The 17252-nt window shown below is 38.8% G+C and carries 13 protein-coding genes; 2 read left to right on the top strand and 11 right to left on the bottom strand.

Translation table 11 applies throughout. The features are described 5' to 3' along the window. Positions 1-87: 87 nt before the first annotated feature. From VB713_RS16695 to VB713_RS16680, 4 genes are all read right to left on the bottom strand, one after another. Positions 88-861, bottom strand: coding sequence for an RNA methyltransferase (locus VB713_RS16695; RefSeq protein ID WP_323312641.1), 774 nt, complete (start codon positions 859-861; stop codon positions 88-90). Between the two features lie 72 nt (positions 862-933). Continuing rightward, positions 934-5277, bottom strand: a complete 4344-nt coding sequence (locus VB713_RS16690; RefSeq protein WP_416242452.1) for a response regulator — start codon at positions 5275-5277, stop codon at positions 934-936. Between the two features lie 48 nt (positions 5278-5325). After that, positions 5326-6399 carry a putative bifunctional diguanylate cyclase/phosphodiesterase gene (locus tag VB713_RS16685; RefSeq protein ID WP_323312639.1) on the bottom strand — a complete coding sequence of 358 codons (1074 nt, stop codon included), beginning with the start codon at positions 6397-6399 and terminating at the stop codon, positions 5326-5328. Between the two features lie 178 nt (positions 6400-6577). Further along, complete coding sequence (locus VB713_RS16680; protein ID WP_323312638.1) at positions 6578-6973, bottom strand: response regulator; 396 nt, start codon at positions 6971-6973, stop codon at positions 6578-6580. A 312-nt stretch (positions 6974-7285) separates the two neighbouring features. On the opposite strand from VB713_RS16680, the gene VB713_RS16675 reads away from it, so the two are divergent. Beyond that, positions 7286-8791, top strand: a complete 1506-nt coding sequence (locus tag VB713_RS16675) for a response regulator (RefSeq protein WP_323312637.1) — start codon at positions 7286-7288, stop codon at positions 8789-8791. A 263-nt stretch (positions 8792-9054) separates the two neighbouring features. Beyond that, entirely contained in the window at positions 9055-10215 is a 1161-nt protein-coding gene (locus VB713_RS16670; RefSeq protein WP_323312636.1) for a hybrid sensor histidine kinase/response regulator, read from the top strand. Positions 10216-10356: 141 nt separating this feature from the next. Here VB713_RS16670 and VB713_RS16665 read toward each other — a convergent pair whose 3' ends face one another. The 7 genes from VB713_RS16665 to VB713_RS16635 all read right to left on the bottom strand — a co-directional run bounded on the left by VB713_RS16665 (position 10357) and on the right by VB713_RS16635 (position 16879). After that, on the bottom strand, positions 10357-11586 hold the full coding sequence (locus tag VB713_RS16665) for a response regulator (RefSeq protein WP_323312635.1): 1230 nt from the start codon (positions 11584-11586) through the stop codon (positions 10357-10359). 294 nt (positions 11587-11880) lie between these two features. Further along, a complete protein-coding gene (locus VB713_RS16660) occupies positions 11881-12210 on the bottom strand; it encodes a low molecular weight protein tyrosine phosphatase family protein (RefSeq protein WP_323312634.1) in 330 nt (109 codons plus the stop codon). An 87-nt stretch (positions 12211-12297) separates the two neighbouring features. Then, positions 12298-12564 (bottom strand): UPF0175 family protein, encoded by a 267-nt coding sequence (locus VB713_RS16655; protein ID WP_323312633.1) that lies wholly within the window; start codon positions 12562-12564, stop codon positions 12298-12300. A 31-nt stretch (positions 12565-12595) separates the two neighbouring features. Next, positions 12596-12799 carry a hypothetical protein gene (locus VB713_RS16650; RefSeq protein WP_323312632.1) on the bottom strand — a complete coding sequence of 68 codons (204 nt, stop codon included), beginning with the start codon at positions 12797-12799 and terminating at the stop codon, positions 12596-12598. Positions 12800-12920: 121 nt separating this feature from the next. Next, on the bottom strand, positions 12921-13091 hold the full coding sequence (locus VB713_RS16645) for a type II toxin-antitoxin system Phd/YefM family antitoxin (RefSeq protein ID WP_323312631.1): 171 nt from the start codon (positions 13089-13091) through the stop codon (positions 12921-12923). Between the two features lie 157 nt (positions 13092-13248). Then, positions 13249-16038 (bottom strand): preprotein translocase subunit SecA, encoded by a 2790-nt coding sequence (gene secA / locus VB713_RS16640; RefSeq protein WP_323312630.1) that lies wholly within the window; start codon positions 16036-16038, stop codon positions 13249-13251. Between the two features lie 301 nt (positions 16039-16339). Continuing rightward, positions 16340-16879: a cytochrome C gene (locus VB713_RS16635; protein WP_323312629.1), complete on the bottom strand. Its 540-nt coding sequence runs from the start codon at positions 16877-16879 to the stop codon at positions 16340-16342. Positions 16880-17252: the final 373 nt, after the last annotated feature.

Below are 17252 nucleotides of genomic sequence, written 5' to 3'. Positions count from 1 at the left end.
GTTGCTAGTTAGGTGATTGGGCATTGGGCATTGGTGATTGGTCATTGGTCATTGGTCATTGGTCATTGGTGATTGGGAAGAAAGAAGTTATGAAAAATTTTCCCCCTGCTCCCTACTCCCTGCTCCCTGCTCCCTACCTCTTGCCTCCTTCAATGCCCATTCCACTTGTCGTAGAATTCCGCGTAACATAGCAACTTCAGCGGTTTGGATGTGAGCGCGATTATATAAGTGACGGAATTTTTCCATCCTACTAGCTGCTGTATGGGGGTAAAGATAACCTATGGATAATAGCAGAGATTCCAATTCCTGATAGTAAGGTTCCACAATATCCAAAGGTGCGATTTCTGTAGGAGGTTTTTTCTGAGTTATAAATATTTCTGCTAATTGTGATAATTCGTAACAACAGATGGAGACAGCGGTAGCTAAATTCAGGGATGGATAGTTGGGACTTGTGGGAATGAAAACTAACTTTTGGGCATAATTTATTTCTTCATTGCTTAGTCCTCGGTCTTCCCTGCCAAAAATTAGGGCTACTGGCTGTTCTGGTTCTTCTAATAGCCAGGGTAGGGTAGTGCGGGGGTTTTCTAGGGGGATTTCTCCGCTGTAATCACGGCCTATGGTAGCGATCGCACGCACGCATCCTTGCAATGCTTGTGGTAATGTGTCTACTATGACCGCAGACTCTAAAATCTCTTTGGCATGGACTGCCATTTTTAAGGCATCATCGGCAGAGCGATCGCACTGCGGATTCACTAATACTAGGTTACATAACCCAAAATTTTTCATTACCCTAGCAATTGAGCCTAAATTCAAGGGTCCTGCTGGTTCTACCAACACAATTCTGATTCCAGCCAAACCCATATTTTTCCTCCTGATAAATGAGTACTGAGTACTCAGTAAAAATTTTCTCTACCTACTTCTGCCACCTGCATCCTACTCGACACATAACTGTACAATCTTCTCAAAATGAAAGTCATGCACTAAATTAGTGAGAGCTTTTGCTAGATTGCTATGTAATTCAGGGATTTGATTTATTAATTCCACAGTTTGACGTTTGCTACATCGACCAGCAGATCCATGTAGTTGAGTAATCCATTCCGCAGGCATTACCTGTAAAGATGAAGGAGTAAGGATAAAACATGAAGATTGTTCCGTTTCTCTTTCTATATTTTCGGTCTTCTCTGCGTAGGTATACTTAACACCTAAATGTTCTGCCAGTTTATTCAACAGGAATTCTTCTCGAAATGGTTTGTGAATGAAATCGTCACAACCTATAGACAAGATATAAGTCCGCTGTTCTTCAAAAGCACTAGCAGTCAAAGCAATAATTTTGGTTTGGTGTTGAATAGCAGCTAAATTGTGTATTTCTCCCGCCCGAATCTGTCGTGTAGCTTCATAACCATCCATTATCGGCATTTGCATATCCATCAGAATTAGATGGGGTTGATAACGCTGCCAAAGTTCTAATCCCTCTTGGCCATTTTCCGCTGTATAAACCTCAAACCCCAGTGGACTAAGCATCTCTACTAAAAGTTTTTTACTCTCCCATTGGTTTTCCACAATTAGTAATCGGTAAGCGGGTTGATCAGGAGCCAAGTGAATAACTCGATGGTTAGATAATGGAGCAAGAACATCTACTTTTTCTGCACAATCAACCTTGATATGGAACTTAAATACACTCCCCGCACCCACAATACTATTAACCGTAATCTCTCCTCCCATCAGCTTGACAAATTTTTGGCTAATGGCTAATCCTAGTCCTGTTCCTTCATGGGAATGAGCAGTTTTAGTTTGCACAAAAGGAGTAAATAACCGCTGTATTTCCTCTGGTGCAACACCTGGACCGGTATCTTTGATCTCAAATATGAGGAAACTAGAAACCTGATTTTGGTTATCTTGACTTTCTCTGGTGCTTACCTCTAGGCTCACTTGCCCTTGTTGCGTAAATTTAATAGCATTCCCCAGCAAGTTTAGTAGAACCTGGCGTAATTTAACCTCATCGGTTTTGATATATTGGGGAATATTGGGAGTGTGATTAAAGATGAGTGTTAATTGCTTTGAAGTAGCCTTTAAGCGTAATAAATATTCTAGATTACTGAGTAGATAATATAGATCAAAACTAGTTGTATTGAGTTGGATTCTACCTGCTTCCACCTTGGACATTTCCAACACATCATTGATCAGTTCTAGTAAGTGTTGCCCACTGCTATTGATGATATTGAGATGTTCCTGATGTGTTTGATGCAGGGATACATCACGGCTCATTACTTGAGTGAAGCCCATAATAGCATTAAGTGGAGTTCGCAATTCGTGGCTCATATTAGCCAGGAATTCGCTTTTGGCTCGGTTAGCTAATTCGGCTGCATCTCTGGCTTTTTCTAGTTCTACTGATTGGTGTTGAATTTGAGCAAATAACTCTGCTTGATGGAGGGCTATTCCTAACTGTTGACCAATGTTAATGACAAGATTAATTTCACTTGATTGCCACGGACGGGGAGCAGAGTTTTGATAAACTGCCAACAGTCCCCACAACTTACCAGACTGAAAAATTGGGACAATGATATAGGATTTAGCTTGGAATTTTTCCAAAAGTTGCAGATAACAATCTTTAAATCCTGCCTTGTATATGTCTTCTACAACTCGATAACTTGTGCCTTGATTATAAATACCGTCTTTTTTTTCTTGGATATAAGTATCTGTACAGAATTTATAGTTAGGAGTATTATTCTTTGGGGCTGATCTGTCTAGCTTTCTTCTCTCAAACTTTCTGATAGAACATTGCTCATTCAAAACGAGATTTTCTGTTAATTGGGTATGATTATTGTGTTGTGGCAGCAAAGAAATCCATCCATTACCTACAGATTCATCTACAAATTCACCACTCCAATCAGAATGGAATTGGTAAATAGCAGCGCGATCGCATTTCAAGAGATTTCGCAATTCTACCGTAGTTGTATGGAAGATTTTGGAAATATCTAAAGTCTGTCGCATCCGTTCCACTACTCGCAGGTTTGCCCGTTGCTGTTCTATACTTTCTTGCAAAGCATTTTCAAATAATTGTCTCTCTAGCTCTGCTCCTGCACGGGCTGCAAAAATTCTAACAATCAGTTCTGTGGTTTGGTTGTTAACCATTGGCTTGGTGTCCAATACCTTCAAGTATCCCACAATATTTCCTACTGAATCATTGAGTGGGATCGCCAAGTAGCTTTCAACTTCTAACTCGACTAGATGTTCATGACGAGGAAAAAATGACTGGATGCTATGGGGATAGAAAACGACTTCTCCAGATAATATTTGTTGACAAGGTGTTTCTGCCAAGTCGTACTCAAAGTTTTCACCAAAGTCTTCTCCTGCCCAGAATGCTAGTGTACAAGCCCGCATTTTTGCAGAATCTATAAATTGGGTGACAAAAGCGTAGCGAACTTGTAAAACTTCTGCTAGGTAACGCACCAATGACCGAAAAAATTGACTTCCTGTTTTTGAAGCTGTACCTTCAACTATCAGCTGTAGGGCTGTTTGTTGGCGTTTGCTTTCGGTGATATCTTCAGAAATACCCAGTAAATACTGTGGATTTCCAGTTTCATCAAGAATGGGGATTTTTTTAGTATGTAGGGTTCTGATTCCTTGATGTATTGTGTGAATAGTTTCTTCGGGAATGTCTAAAATGTTTTTGTTGGTTAAAACTTCCCGATCTTTGGCAATAAAAAAATCTGCTTCTGTTTGAGAGAAAAGGTCTTCGTCGGTTTTACCAATTAATTCTTCTCTGGTATAGCCTAGTAGTTCTTCACCTGCTTTGTTAAGCCTGATGAACTTGAGATCCTTGGCATCCTTGACAAAGATCATATCGGGAATATTTTCAATGATAGAATCTAGGAATGCTTGAGTTTGCCTGATTTCTTCTTCTTGCTGTTTGCGTTCAGCTTCAAGCCGCGCTTTTTCGCTAATATCTGTATGGCAACAAATAAATCTAATTGGCTTACCATCTTCATTCCAAAGTGCCTGACCGCGTACCAAAATCCACTTGTAACTGCCATCTCTGCACAACATTCGATACTCTTGTATGAGGCTGGGATTTTCCCGATTCATATGAGCGCGATTTGCCTGAATCACCCCTTTGAGATCATCTGGATGAACGCGTTTGATCCATTCGTTAATGTCATTAGCAATTTCTTCTTCTTCATAGCCCAATATTTCTTTCCAGCGAGCCGAATAAAATACTTCGGCTGTCTGTAAATTCAAGTCATAAATACCATCTTTACTGGCTTGAATTGCCAATTGCCAACGTTCCTCACCTTGTCTTAATTCCTCTTCTGCCTGCTGGCGCTTTTTTTCTGTTTGATGAGCGCTGATAAACTTACCAATACTTTGAGCCATCAATTCAATAATTTCTTTTTCATGGCTCTCAAATTTATCAGGTCTGGTATCAGTAGAAAAAAAGCAAAGCGTACCATAAATATGTCCATCTACCCATATAGGAGTGCCAATATAAGACTCTATTTTTAAGCTTTGGTATAGTGGATGGCAACGCATCTCTATCATCTCTCCTACATTGTGGAAGGTAACAGTTTGTTGTTGTTCAACAACCTTTCCACAATAAGCATCTGATAACTTAATTTCTAGCCCAGGAACCAGGCTGCTTATATTAGATTGCACGGCCAAAAATGAATATATCTGATGATTGATCTGACCAATTGATCCTGCTGAAAATCGCAGAACTTGACAACCTGTATTTAAATAATCTAAAAATAGTTTTTCAACATTACTAAAATCAGTCATGTTGATTCGATGTAACTGCTTTAGGCTGGAACTAAAATCAGCCAGTGCCTGGGTTTTTTGCAGTAATTCTTCATTCTGCTCAACTAGCTGATTTTGTAAGCGCTGAATTCTGAGTTGATTTTCAATCCTGGCAATTACTTCTTCAGCTTGAAAGGGTTTGCTAATATAATCTGCACCACCCATTCCAAATGCTTTTACCTTATCTAAAGGCTCATCAAGGGCGCTAATAAAAATTATAGGTATGTCACGGCTATATTCATTTGCTTTCAGCCTTTTACAAACCTCATAGCCATCCATATCGTTCATCATAATATCCAGCAAAATCAGATCGGGCAATTTGGCCTGGACTGACCTCAGTGCTATATCCGCATCTAATGCAGACCGCACCTTATAACCATAATTAGTAAGTACTTTGGAGAGCAAAACTAAATTTACTGGACTATCATCAACCACCAAGATATTTGCTAGGGATTGAGAAGGTTGCTGCTGGTTCATATTCATTAATTACGGGTTAGCAAGCGATCGCTTGCCCTAGCATTAGTCTACCCATTAGCTGACGGCTGTGGGCTGATTAAATAACAAATCTACGATCTCATGAGTTTCTAAGGGTCTGGCAAAGAAATATCCCTGTCCTTGATTACAACCGATTAACTGAAGCTTTTTCATTTGCTCAACTGTTTCCACTCCCTCGGCAATTACCTCCAGTCCTAAATTATGTGCCAGGTTTGCGATCGCTTGAACTATGTGGTTGCCACTGGAACAATCCAACTTCTGTACAAAAGAACGATCAATCTTTAAAACATCTAATGGCAGTTCATAAAGTCGGCTCAGGGAAGAATAACCCGTGCCAAAATCATCTATATACAACCGAACTCCTAAATTCTGTAAGTCCTCTAAAGTTTTATTAGCATTTACCTGGTTATCAATTATAGCACTCTCAGTAATTTCTATTACTAAGTTGTGAGGCTGTAGACCAGTTTCCTCCAAAACTTGCTTAACTTGTTCCACTAAAAGAGGAAGTGCCAATTGTTTACTAGAAACATTGACACTCACCGTCAAAGAGTTAAAAAGCTCAGGAGACTGCTGTTGCCAGTTACAAAGTTGACGACAAGCCTCTTGTAAAACCCAAAAGCCGATGTCGATAATCAAGCCTTTTTCCTCTGCCAGAGGAATAAATTTGTCAGGATATATAATCCCCCAAGTAGGGTGTTGCCAACGAATCAAAGCTTCAAAACCGCTAATTTGATTGTTTGTTAAGGAAACTATTGGCTGATAGCACAGCTTAAACTCATTGCGAGTTAATGCCATTTTTAGATCTCGCTCCAACCGCAAGTGAGCAAGTTCTGCCGATGACAGGAAGAGAGTTTGCGCTTCTGGCTGCCGTTCGATCGCATTCGTCAACCGCATCAGCCGTTCTGTATTTTTAGTAGCAATCTCTACCATCCGTAATTCCTGCGGCGAAAGATTACCGAGCTTACCTGAACTTAAAAGATCAAGCGCAACCTGAATTGCCGTCAAAGGAGTACGCAACTCATGACTTATACCCAAGAAGAAATTTTCATCCTTAATTTCTAAATTAGCAGCATCATTAAAGTGTAGATTTGAAGATAGACTATTTGTCATAATTCATACCCTGTATTTACCAAGTAATTAAGTTATTAATTAAAAATTGTATTGCTAGATTGTGGAAAATTCGTGGATATACATTGAATCAGCTACAGGAAGAGAGTAAATTACTTACTTCCTGGACAAAACCTTCACCAAAACATTTCCTAATTATTGATTTTATTGATTTTTGGGATTACTCCACAATACTTCCATTACTCCAACCAAGAGCTAGTAATAACTTTTCAGCTAATTGAGCCGGCTTAAAAGGTTTAGCAATCAGCGCTCGAATACCCAAATCCGCAAAGAGACGTTGATCAGATGCCTGTACTTTTGCAGTTAGCAAAATAACTGGAATATTCTGCGTTAATGGGTTCGACTGGAGTTTCTGAAATGTCTTGACTCCATCCATATCTGGTAACATCACATCCAGCAAAATAGCATCAGGCTGTTCAGTCTCAGCTTTTTGTATTCCTTCATGGCTGGTTCTAGCTAAGATAACTTTCAATCCTGCCATAACTTCTAGGCTGATTTTCGCAACCTCCCGGATATCATCTTCATCATCAATCACCAAAATTGTTTTTCTTTTCATCTCAACCTCCTAGAAAACCAATACTTACCCGTAGGGAAGTATACATCTGCTAGATTATGACTTGGGGAAGATAATATCCAATAAAAATAGATAATCTTCACTTTTTCCATTATTCCGAAATCTTCATAATCAATGTAGGCAGCAAATATCATATTATGAGTTTACTTCACCTTGTAGGTCTTGAACCAGTAATCAACCCATAATTAACTAAAATATCCAGTAATATTACTTAACTTTTAAATTGATTATAGCTATAAAATTTAACGATAAGAGATAAATTGTGAGGATACACAGGAGCTGAAGATAAACACTATGAGGATTCTACTGGTAGATGATGATGACACTGTAGTAAAAGTTTTGACTGATGTACTACAGAAACAGAATTATGTTGTAGATGTAGCCAGCGATGGTGAAACTGGTTGGGAGTTCATAGAAAGCTTTCAGTATGATCTAGTGTTGCTGGATGTAATGCTCCCTAAACTTGATGGCATCAGCTTTTGTCGTCGCTTGAGAGAGATGAAAAATCCAGTTTTAGTAATGCTATTGACTGCTTGTGATACTACAAATGATAAGCTTATGGGGCTAGATAGTGGAGCAGATGATTATGTTGTCAAGCCATTTAATGTTGAAGAACTTGCTGCCCGCATTCGCGCCTTAATTCGGAGAGGAAGTACATCTAGTTCTGTGGTACTTATGTGTGGTGAATTACGTCTTGATCCAAATCTGCATGAAGTAACTTATGGGTCACAATTACTGAAGTTTAGCCGCAAAGAGTATCTTTTAGTGGAATTATTTTTTCGCAATCAAAAACGGGTTTACAGTTGCGGAGATATTGTTAATCACCTATGGGCATTTGATGATGAACTACCCAATGAATCTACAGTTAGATCCCATATTAAAAATATTCGCCGTGAATTAAAAGCAGTTGGTGCGGGTGATTTATTAGAAACAGTATATGGGCAGGGATACCGGATTAATGCTGCTTTCCTTGCAGCGAAAAATGATCAATTAGTTGTCAATTCAGCTAAACAAGAAACTTTAGATAACTCTATTGTAGAAATATGGCAGCAGACAAAAAACTTAACTTTTGAACGTCTCATAGCTTTGGAACAAGTTATATCTGCTTTAGTAGTTGGTCTATTTGATGAAAACTCACACCAACAAGCAATTCAAAATGCCCATAAACTTGTCGGATCTCTGGGTATGTTTGGCTTTGATAAAGGGAGTAATTTAGCTCGACAAATAGAAATTTCCTTGGAGTCGGATTTTAAATCTCTATCGCGCTTTACAGTAGTTTACCAACAAAAAATTGCTCAGAAATTAGAACCGTTAGTGATTGCTTTACGTCATGAAATAGAAGGTTCTGCTAAAGAGCTAATTAATGTCAGTAATATAGGCGAAAAATCTGAATTATTTGAACCAATAAATGCTACAATTCTAGCCGTTGATGATGATCCACAAATTTTGATCACCTTAAGAATATTATTAGAACCTTTAGGAGTGCAGTTAACTTGTTTAGGAAATCCAGAAAATTTCTGGGAAACGTTAAGATCGACTTATCCAGATTTTCTGATTCTTGATATTAATATGCCTAGTGGAACAGAAGGATTAGATTTGTGTCGGGATGTACGTCAAAATCATGACTGGAATTGGCTACCAATCTTATTTTTGACTAGCTGTGCTGATGTAGAAACTTTGCAAAAAGCCTTTATCAATGGAGCAGATGATTATCTAACCAAGCCAATTGTCCCCAATGAACTCTTCACCCGAATTATCAATCGTCTCCAGCGCATCCGAACAATTAGAAATCAGATGTGATATCATCATCTTCGTTTGTTACATTTAATATATCTGTTTGGGCAGATAATTGAAAAAATAAATTATTAAATATAGCATTTCCTAGTCTAAAAAATGCAAAATTATCTGCGTTTAATTATTATTGCTTGTACCTCAATTGAATACGAATTGCTATATACTATGTTGATTATAAGTAATTATCTAATATTTGATATAAAATACTAATTTATATATTTTTTTTCAAATAGAATAGGATTTAGATAGTTTTTAAACTCACTTTAATTATGAATAATTTTCAGCCATATCCCTGTAAAGCTAATATTCTAATTGTTGATGACACGCCAAACAACCTACATTTGCTGTCCAGTATGCTGGAGGAACAGGGGTATGAGGTACGTTGTGCTAATAGTGGTGCGATCGCACTAAAGGCAGTGGAAATCGAGCATCCAGATATCATATTGTTAGATATCAATATGCCCAACATGAATGGCTATGAGGTCTGTGAGCGTTTAAAATTAGATGAACAGACTCAAACTATCCCAGTAATTTTCCTCAGCGCTCTTAGCGAAACAATAGACAAGGTTAGAGCTTTTAGAATAGGAGGGATAGATTACATCACCAAACCTTTTCAGTTAGAAGAAGTCCTGGCTCGAATCGAAACTCAGTTAAGCTTGAGACAAATGCAAATAGAATTACAAAAAGCAAAAGATCAAGCTCTTAAAGCTTTAGAAAAAGAGCAAGAACTCAATCAGCTAAAATCAGAATTTGTTTCGATGATTTCCCATGATTTTCGGAATCCACTCACTAGTATTCAAGGTTTTGCGGGGTTACTTGAATGTGGTAGTAAAGTTCCTACTCCTGAAACACTCAATCGTTACGTTGACAAGATTAATAATGCGGTTGACCAACTGCTCTCATTGCTAGATGAGATACTTCTCATTGGTAAAATGGAAGTAGGTAAAATGCAGTATGAACCTGTATCAGTTAATTTAGAAGATTTTTGCAAAGAACTCATTGATACCCTGAAATATAGTATGGGTAATCAACACCAAATCTGTTTTAATTGCACTGGCAACTCTACAAAAGCAGAAATGGATTTAATACTACTCCAACGTATCCTCACCAACTTACTTTCCAACGCTATTAAATATTCTCACTCTGGATCTGAGATTTATTTCGATTTGGAATGTCAGAATCATGTTGCTATATTTCAAATACGTGATCAAGGGATGGGAATTCCCTTAGAAAGTCAATCACACTTGTTTGAAGCCTTCTATCGTTGTAGTAATGTCGGTAATATCAAAGGCACAGGTTTAGGACTAGCAATTGTCAAAAAATGTGTTGAAGTTCATCAAGGAAATATTTCATTGGAGAGTCAAGAGAACTTAGGTACGACATTTACTGTATCCTTACCTCGTTATGCTCAGAGTAAGTTTCAAGAGTGAGTTTTAATATCACTATTATGAATCCAGTTTGGTTACTCAACTGACTAGTGAAGGCTAGAAAAAAGAATCAAGGTAGATGTTTATGTATTATGAAATGCAGAACACAGGCTAGTTTCACAAAAATGAAATAGAAATTCTGTATTAACTAGAGGAGCATAAAGATTGCTCATTTGTAGGAGGTAAGAAGCAGGAATTAGATAGATTCACATTTTTTGGTGTCGTGTCTAAATATTTATCTATTACGCTCCAAACGTTACCAATAGATACAGGTTTATTAATAAAATCTGTAGCACCAAATACCTTAGCTCTAGCTCTATCAAAAGCACCATTACTACCTGTTAAAATAGCTAGTGGTGTCTTAGCAAAAGCAGAAGTACGTCGTAAATTAGCGCAAAGTTCGTAACCATTAATACCTGGCATCATTAAATCCAAGAAAATCAAGTCTGGTTTATTTTGAATCAAAATTGGTAAAGCTTGCAGAGGATCTTCAATCTTCAGAAATCTCATTCCATTTGAGGTAACAATTCTCTCTAGAATTTGACAAACTTGAGAGCTATCATCAACACAAGCAATGAGGGGAATATTTCCACTATGAATGTGTGTAATCATATGATTATTTTTAATTCTTGCAAATGCTAATGGTAGATCAGGAACTTCTACTAGTTTTGTGATTCCTTGCTGAATATAGGGCAGTAATGAACGGGAAACGGATAATACACTCTGTTTCATTTCGACAGCTAAATCCCACAGAGTATGTTTGCCGTTGATTAAATTCTCAAGGGTTTTGTAGACATTTGGACTTACTTGCTCCCGGAGTTTTTCTGGTTTGAGTAAAACTGGTGCTAAGTCAGGAGATAAGTTTTCCAATCCAGCTTTTGACCAATTATTCCAGCAGTCTTGCATTTGCTGGAGAAACATATTTGCACTAATGGAACTAATTGGTGCTTCTAGTATTACTTCTTGATTGCGTTCGCAAATAAAAGAGTTAGAACTTAGGTGTTGCACTACATCAAATAAAAGTTCTGATATAGTACTTTCGGCAATAGCATTAATTTGATTTAGTTGGATTTTCTGACCTTGATATAAATTTTCAAGAAGTCGATAATCCCAGTAATGTAGTGACGTATCTTCAGAGCTTAAAGATAATTTGTTAGTATCAATCTGAGGGCAGAATTGAGCGATGTTTCTACGTAATCGGCGAGAGGGGTGAATCCCTCCTGTTGCCCAAACTAGCTGTCCCTGACTGTAATAGAAAATCCAACTTTTTCCTTGTAAAGTTTGAATTTTCAACTGTCCGTCGTATTGTAGTTGTGTACAAAGTTGAAATTCTTGAAAGAGTAGTTTAGATTCCATAGATTTTAGATTATTCATAGCTCGTTCCAGAAGTTATTTTACAAAATTTTTAGATAAGCTCAGGGCAAGGAGAAGCACTGATAGTTCTGCCACAGGAATTGTCCTATCACCCTGATGCTTCTAAATTTAGACAATTATTGTGCAAAACTTGTGGAGAAAATTTATGTATTTATGCTAGAAATAAATATTTATATATACAAGTATATAGCAGTGTTAAATTTAGTTAAGTGATTTGCTGCTGGTAGTGGGTAAAATATCAGTTATGATTATCTTCTTATCAAGCAGCAAGGTGGTTTTCAGCAGATATCTCAACTAAAATGTTCCCAATAGCGGCAGAACTTTCTGCTGTAACAACTCAATTAAAGCAAGTTCCATATATTCATACTCATCGGGAATATCCAAACAGATCACCCTCTTACCCTTGAGAAACGGCTGAAAGTTCTTAGATAGCTTGCTTTTGTGGGATTTTTCCATGACAAAGATAATATCAGCCCAGGTAATAGATTCTGTAGAAACTGGGTTATCGGCTGTTCTGTCCAAACCAGCAGATTCTACCTCTAGTCCTGGATATTCTGAAAACACAGCTTCAGCAGTAGGACTGCGTAATTTATTTTGGCTACAGAGGAATAATAGCTTTTTCATTTATATAGCAATTACCATTCAAAATAAGGTGCAAGCTGTAATAATTAAACGCAGATGGACGCAGATAAACGCAGATGATTTTGTACTTCACCAACTAGGAAATGCTATATCAATTAGTTCGGATTCAGTAATAGTCTTGACATCTTCCAATAAATCAACTTCAGTATAATGACGTGCAATTTTCCTTGTTCCTAAAAACTGCTGAAATTCCCAAACAGACAAATTAGCTAAACGTCGCGCTTGACCAAAAGTGAAAATATTTTGCTCATACAATTGTAAAGCTAATTCTTGACGAATAGCTTGCTCACCTTCGTTAATTAAATCAGATGATAATTGTAAATTAATGGAAGTCATACGCTGTAAAAAAATACTTGATGTCAATATATTAACAATCTTGTTTTATTGCTTCACTCATTAGCTGTAAGTCTTCTTTGGGTATTGAACCTGCAAAATGTAGTAATTCTTTACCGGGAACACCTTTTATTTTTGATTTTGTCAAATTACGGGCAAATTCCAGAACTTGATATTGCCAGTCTTGAGGCATGATTTTTAATTGTTCAATAACTTGGTCAGAAATAGATACAGTCATAATATTTATTCTTACTGTTGTGAAATAATGTGTTTTTGGGAAATCGAAGTCAGTCAAGGGTAGAGACCTTGCTACCACAATTTGAAACACCATACTTTTCGTCAGATGTTATTAGTAATCCTCACTTTGAGAATCCTGATTTCAATAACCCTTTAAGTTTTTGATACTCAACAACAGAAAGCACAACCACCAAATCTTCATTCTGACCCTGAATAGTAACAGGTTCTTTCTGAGCTTGATCTAAAAATTCTGTAAAATTCTGTTTTACTTCATTAGCAGAAAGATAAATCATAAAAACCCCCTTTCCTCCTATCCTAACTCATCTTCCTTCTTCCTCTTCCTTCGCGTCCTTCGCGCCTTCGCGGTTCATTATCTCCCCTTCTCACCATAAAACAAAAGACGCAGAAAACGCCTCTCTTGCGCCTCTGCGTCTCTGCGTGAAAAAAATCCTAAACCATCTCAGAAGTCTGCACAGTAGGCTGAGGCTGAGGCTGGAACATAAACAGCGAATAAACCACATCACGGCGGATATTCACCATCATATCCAAGAATAACTCATAACCCTCACTCTTATACTCAATCAGCGGGTCTTTTTGACCATAACCACGCAAGCCAACCGACTCACGCAAAGCATCCATTTGTTGCAGATGTTCTCGCCACAAAGTATCTATGCGTTGGAGAATAAAGAACCGTTCTGCTTGACGCATTAGTCCTGGTTGGATTTGGTCAATTTGAGCTTCCTTCATATCATAGGCAATTCGCGCTTGTTCATGGAGGAAAGCTTTAATTTCGCCCATTCCCATATCTTCTAATTGGTTAGGCTGCATATCAGCCAACAGGTAAACAAACTCTTTGACTTTCTCTACCAACTTTTCTAATTCCCATTCTTCCGAAGGTAAATCAGGGTTGATGTAATAATCAACGATGTCGTCCATTGTTTTTTCGGCGTATTTAATTACCTGTTCCTTCAAATCTTGACCTTCTAGAACCCGACGACGTTCGGCGTAAATAGCACGACGTTGGTTATTCATTACCTCGTCATACTCAAACACCTGTTTACGGATGTCGTAGTAATAGGTTTCAACTTTTTTCTGTGCGCCTTCCAAACTGCGGGTTAACATACCTGACTCAATAGGCATATCTTCCTCTACGTTGAAAGCATTCATTAAGCCGGCAACGCGATCGCCCCCAAAGATCCTTAATAGGTTATCCTCTAAGCTAAGGAAGAATCTGGTTGTACCTGGATCACCTTGTCTACCAGCCCTTCCGCGCAACTGGTTATCAATCCGGCGTGACTCATGGCGTTCTGTACCAATAACGTGTAAACCACCTCTACTCACCACATCATCATGTTCACTGCTGGTGAATTCTTCATACTCATGCTTAATGAACTGATAAGCTTCCCGCAATTTCTGAATCACAGGGTCATCTATTGGGGCTTTTTCAGCAGCTACAGCTACCTTATCTTCTGCTTCTAATTCCGGCAAACTGCGCTCACCGTACTCCTTCACCGCCACTTCCACGGCTTCTTTTAACAGCTGTTCTGCTTCCTTCGATAACTGGGTAGGGAAAATTTCGGGAGAAGCCCGCCAAGTTTTCACCTTTTTACCAGGCGCAAAACCTTGTCCACTACCATGACCTGTCGGTAGTCCAGAAGCCCTTTGCATACTAAAGGTATCTTCATCTTCAGGTCTAACAATGCGGGGCATAAAGTATTCCCGCAACTTCAACCTGGCCATATATTCGGAGTTACCACCAAGGATGATATCTGTACCCCGTCCCGCCATGTTGGTGGCGATAGTTACAGCCCCTCCCCGTCCAGCTTGGGCGACAATTTCCGCTTCCCGTTCCACGTTTTCTGGTCTAGCGTTGAGTAACTCGTGGGGAATTTCTATTTCCTTGAGGAGTCGGCTAAGAAGTTCTGATTTTTCGACACTGGTTGTACCCACTAACACAGGTCTACCATTTTGGTGCATTTGGGCGCATTCTTGAGCGATCGCTCTCCACTTACCTGCTTCCGTCTTAAACACCATATCAGACAAGTCTTCCCGTCTTCTAATGCGGTTAGTCGGAATAATCGCTACTTCCAGTTTATATATCTTCTCAAACTCCACTTCTTCCGTTTTTGCAGTTCCCGTCATTCCCCCCAACTTGGGATACAGCAAAAACATATTTTGATAGGTAATCGTCGCCAAAGTTTGGGTTTCTGGCTGAATTTCTACGTGTTCCTTGGCCTCAATTGCTTGGTGTAAGCCATCACTCCAGCGTCGTCCCGGTAACACCCGACCTGTAAATTCATCCACAATCACAACTTCATCATTGCGGACAATATAATTTACATCTTTCGAAAACAATTCCTTCGCCTTAATCGCATTAAACATAAAATGCGCCCAAGGATCTTCCGGGTCAAATAAATCTGTCACACCCAAAAGATTTTCAGCTTCAGCAAAACCTTCATCACTTAAAAGAACGTTACGCGCCTTTTCATCAACCTCGTAATGTTCATCTTTTTTCAATGTAAAAGCAATTTCTGCCGCTTGGACATATTTTTCTGTCGGTCTTTCCACCTGTCCAGAAATAATCAGCGGTGTCCGCGCCTCATCCACTAAAATCGAGTCTACCTCATCAATAACGCAATAATTAAACGGCGGTTGCACCACATCAGCCATTGATGTCGCCATATTATCCCGCAGATAATCAAAACCTACTTCGCTATTGGTGACATAGGTAATATCGCACTGATAGTTTTTTTGGCGTTCACTAGGATTCATTGTGGACTGAATCAACCCCACGCTTAATCCCAAGAACCGGTGTACCTGACCCATCCATTCCGCGTCCCGACGTGCCAGGTAATCATTGACGGTAATGACGTGGACACCTTTGCCAGTCAAGGCATTTAAATAACTCGGTAAGGTAGCCACCAAAGTTTTACCTTCACCGGTTTTCATTTCGGCGATTTGCCCGCTATGCAGAATTACGCCGCCTAATAGTTGCACATCAAAGTGACGCAACCCTAATACTCTCCGTCCCGCTTCTCGGACAACAGCAAAAGCTTCAGGCAATATATCATCAAGTGTTTCGCCTTTCGCCAGCCGTTGTTTAAATTCAACCGTTTTGCCTTTTAACGCTTCATCAGAAAGCGGCTGAATTTCTTCCTCTAAGAGGTTAATTTCTGTAATGTAAGGCTGGTATTTTTTAAGTTTACGAGCGTTGGGATCGCCCAACAATAGTTTTAGCATGGCAGTTTATAGAACTAAATCAAGGGGGATGGGAATTAAAGGTTTAGCAAATAGCTATATGATTATAAGCATTTAACTCAACCCAGCCATTTTGCTTGTGGATGGGCAAGAAATGAGAATGAACTCAAAAATTGAATGAAAACTAACCAATCAACTGATTATGTGATTGGTTTTAACTCATATCTTATAGTTAAACCTCTTTTATACTATCATTTCGCCCCTAGATGAAGCAGGAGGCTGGGAAGATGAGGAAGACAGGGAAGATTAGGGAGATATTCTCTTAACTGCTGTCACCTTCTTCCTACTCCCATTCTGGGGTCAAAGTACGGAAATCATACTTACTCGTACCAGGATGACAACTTACGCAACTACTAACTTGCAGCGGTTTTGGTAATTTGACACCGGGGTGCAAGGCTTTGAAATAACGTGATCTATTGAAGCGATAAGGTGTTGCTTCCTCTTGGAGTTGCACACGGGAAAATGTTGATAAGTATTTCCACACCAAAATCCGTTGAGGATCGACTAAAGGCTGAACCTGTACGCCGTAGTGCTGGGAGTCTTCAATCAGATTTTTCCAAGTTTGGGTAGGGAAAACCGCTGGTGGAATACCAATGTGACAGCTGGCGCAGTTTTCTAAATATAATTCTTGCCCTAATTTGTATTGTGCAGGTACTACATCAACAGTGCCAATAGTGGCAGCGGGGTTAGCTGCTTGGGTGCTGGTAGCTAAACCTAGTATGAATCCTATGGCTATACTCCAAGCAAAAATCACCAGCATGACGATGAAGAGTTGGCGTTTGAGTCGGCGTTTGGGAGATTTGGACTTTACTAAATTTGACATAAACCTCACACTCACAAATAAATGTCGTACCTGTTGCTAATCATCCCAGATTTACATTCCTTGCGTTAACCTAACCTACAATATCAGCCATGTCTAGGACGATATTTCATGTAAATATTTAGTAACTTGTATTTCTATTATTCATTTTGTTATAACGCTTTACTACACAGAAAATTTTGGTGTGGGGCTATTGATGCGGTAACACTTTGTTATTTACTTGCAGGTCTTATCATTTCTTTCAAACAGTGGAATACCATTTTCTTCTAAAAAATCGCTTGCCAATTCTATCCAACTTGCATTTAGTCTTGGGTAAAATTCCTGACGGGATGACAAAAATGGTTAAAATGCAGACAGAATAAGCCTCATAGCTCTC

It is taken from the genome of Anabaena cylindrica UHCC 0172 (genome assembly GCF_034931625.1).
GTDB lineage: Bacteria > Cyanobacteriota > Cyanobacteriia > Cyanobacteriales > Nostocaceae > Anabaena > Anabaena cylindrica_A.
This window is presented reverse-complemented; position numbering and strand designations above follow the sequence as displayed.

What these genes read in the sequence shown, in the direction of transcription:
- VB713_RS16675 (WP_323312637.1), top strand. Translation starts at nt 7,286, where the DNA reads ATGAGGATTCTACTGGTAGATGATGATGACACTGTAGTAAAAGTTTTG.
- VB713_RS16680 (WP_323312638.1), bottom strand. Translation starts at nt 6,973, where the DNA reads ATGAAAAGAAAAACAATTTTGGTGATTGATGATGAAGATGATATCCGG.
- VB713_RS16670 (WP_323312636.1), top strand. Translation starts at nt 9,055, where the DNA reads ATGAATAATTTTCAGCCATATCCCTGTAAAGCTAATATTCTAATTGTT.
- VB713_RS16650 (WP_323312632.1), bottom strand. Translation starts at nt 12,799, where the DNA reads ATGACTGTATCTATTTCTGACCAAGTTATTGAACAATTAAAAATCATG.
- VB713_RS16635 (WP_323312629.1), bottom strand. Translation starts at nt 16,879, where the DNA reads ATGTCAAATTTAGTAAAGTCCAAATCTCCCAAACGCCGACTCAAACGC.
- secA (WP_323312630.1), bottom strand. Translation starts at nt 16,038, where the DNA reads ATGCTAAAACTATTGTTGGGCGATCCCAACGCTCGTAAACTTAAAAAA.
- VB713_RS16695 (WP_323312641.1), bottom strand. Translation starts at nt 861, where the DNA reads ATGGGTTTGGCTGGAATCAGAATTGTGTTGGTAGAACCAGCAGGACCC.
- VB713_RS16690 (WP_416242452.1), bottom strand. Translation starts at nt 5,277, where the DNA reads ATGAATATGAACCAGCAGCAACCTTCTCAATCCCTAGCAAATATCTTG.
- VB713_RS16685 (WP_323312639.1), bottom strand. Translation starts at nt 6,399, where the DNA reads ATGACAAATAGTCTATCTTCAAATCTACACTTTAATGATGCTGCTAAT.
- VB713_RS16655 (WP_323312633.1), bottom strand. Translation starts at nt 12,564, where the DNA reads ATGACTTCCATTAATTTACAATTATCATCTGATTTAATTAACGAAGGT.
- VB713_RS16645 (WP_323312631.1), bottom strand. Translation starts at nt 13,091, where the DNA reads ATGATTTATCTTTCTGCTAATGAAGTAAAACAGAATTTTACAGAATTT.
- VB713_RS16660 (WP_323312634.1), bottom strand. Translation starts at nt 12,210, where the DNA reads ATGAAAAAGCTATTATTCCTCTGTAGCCAAAATAAATTACGCAGTCCT.
- VB713_RS16665 (WP_323312635.1), bottom strand. Translation starts at nt 11,586, where the DNA reads ATGAATAATCTAAAATCTATGGAATCTAAACTACTCTTTCAAGAATTT.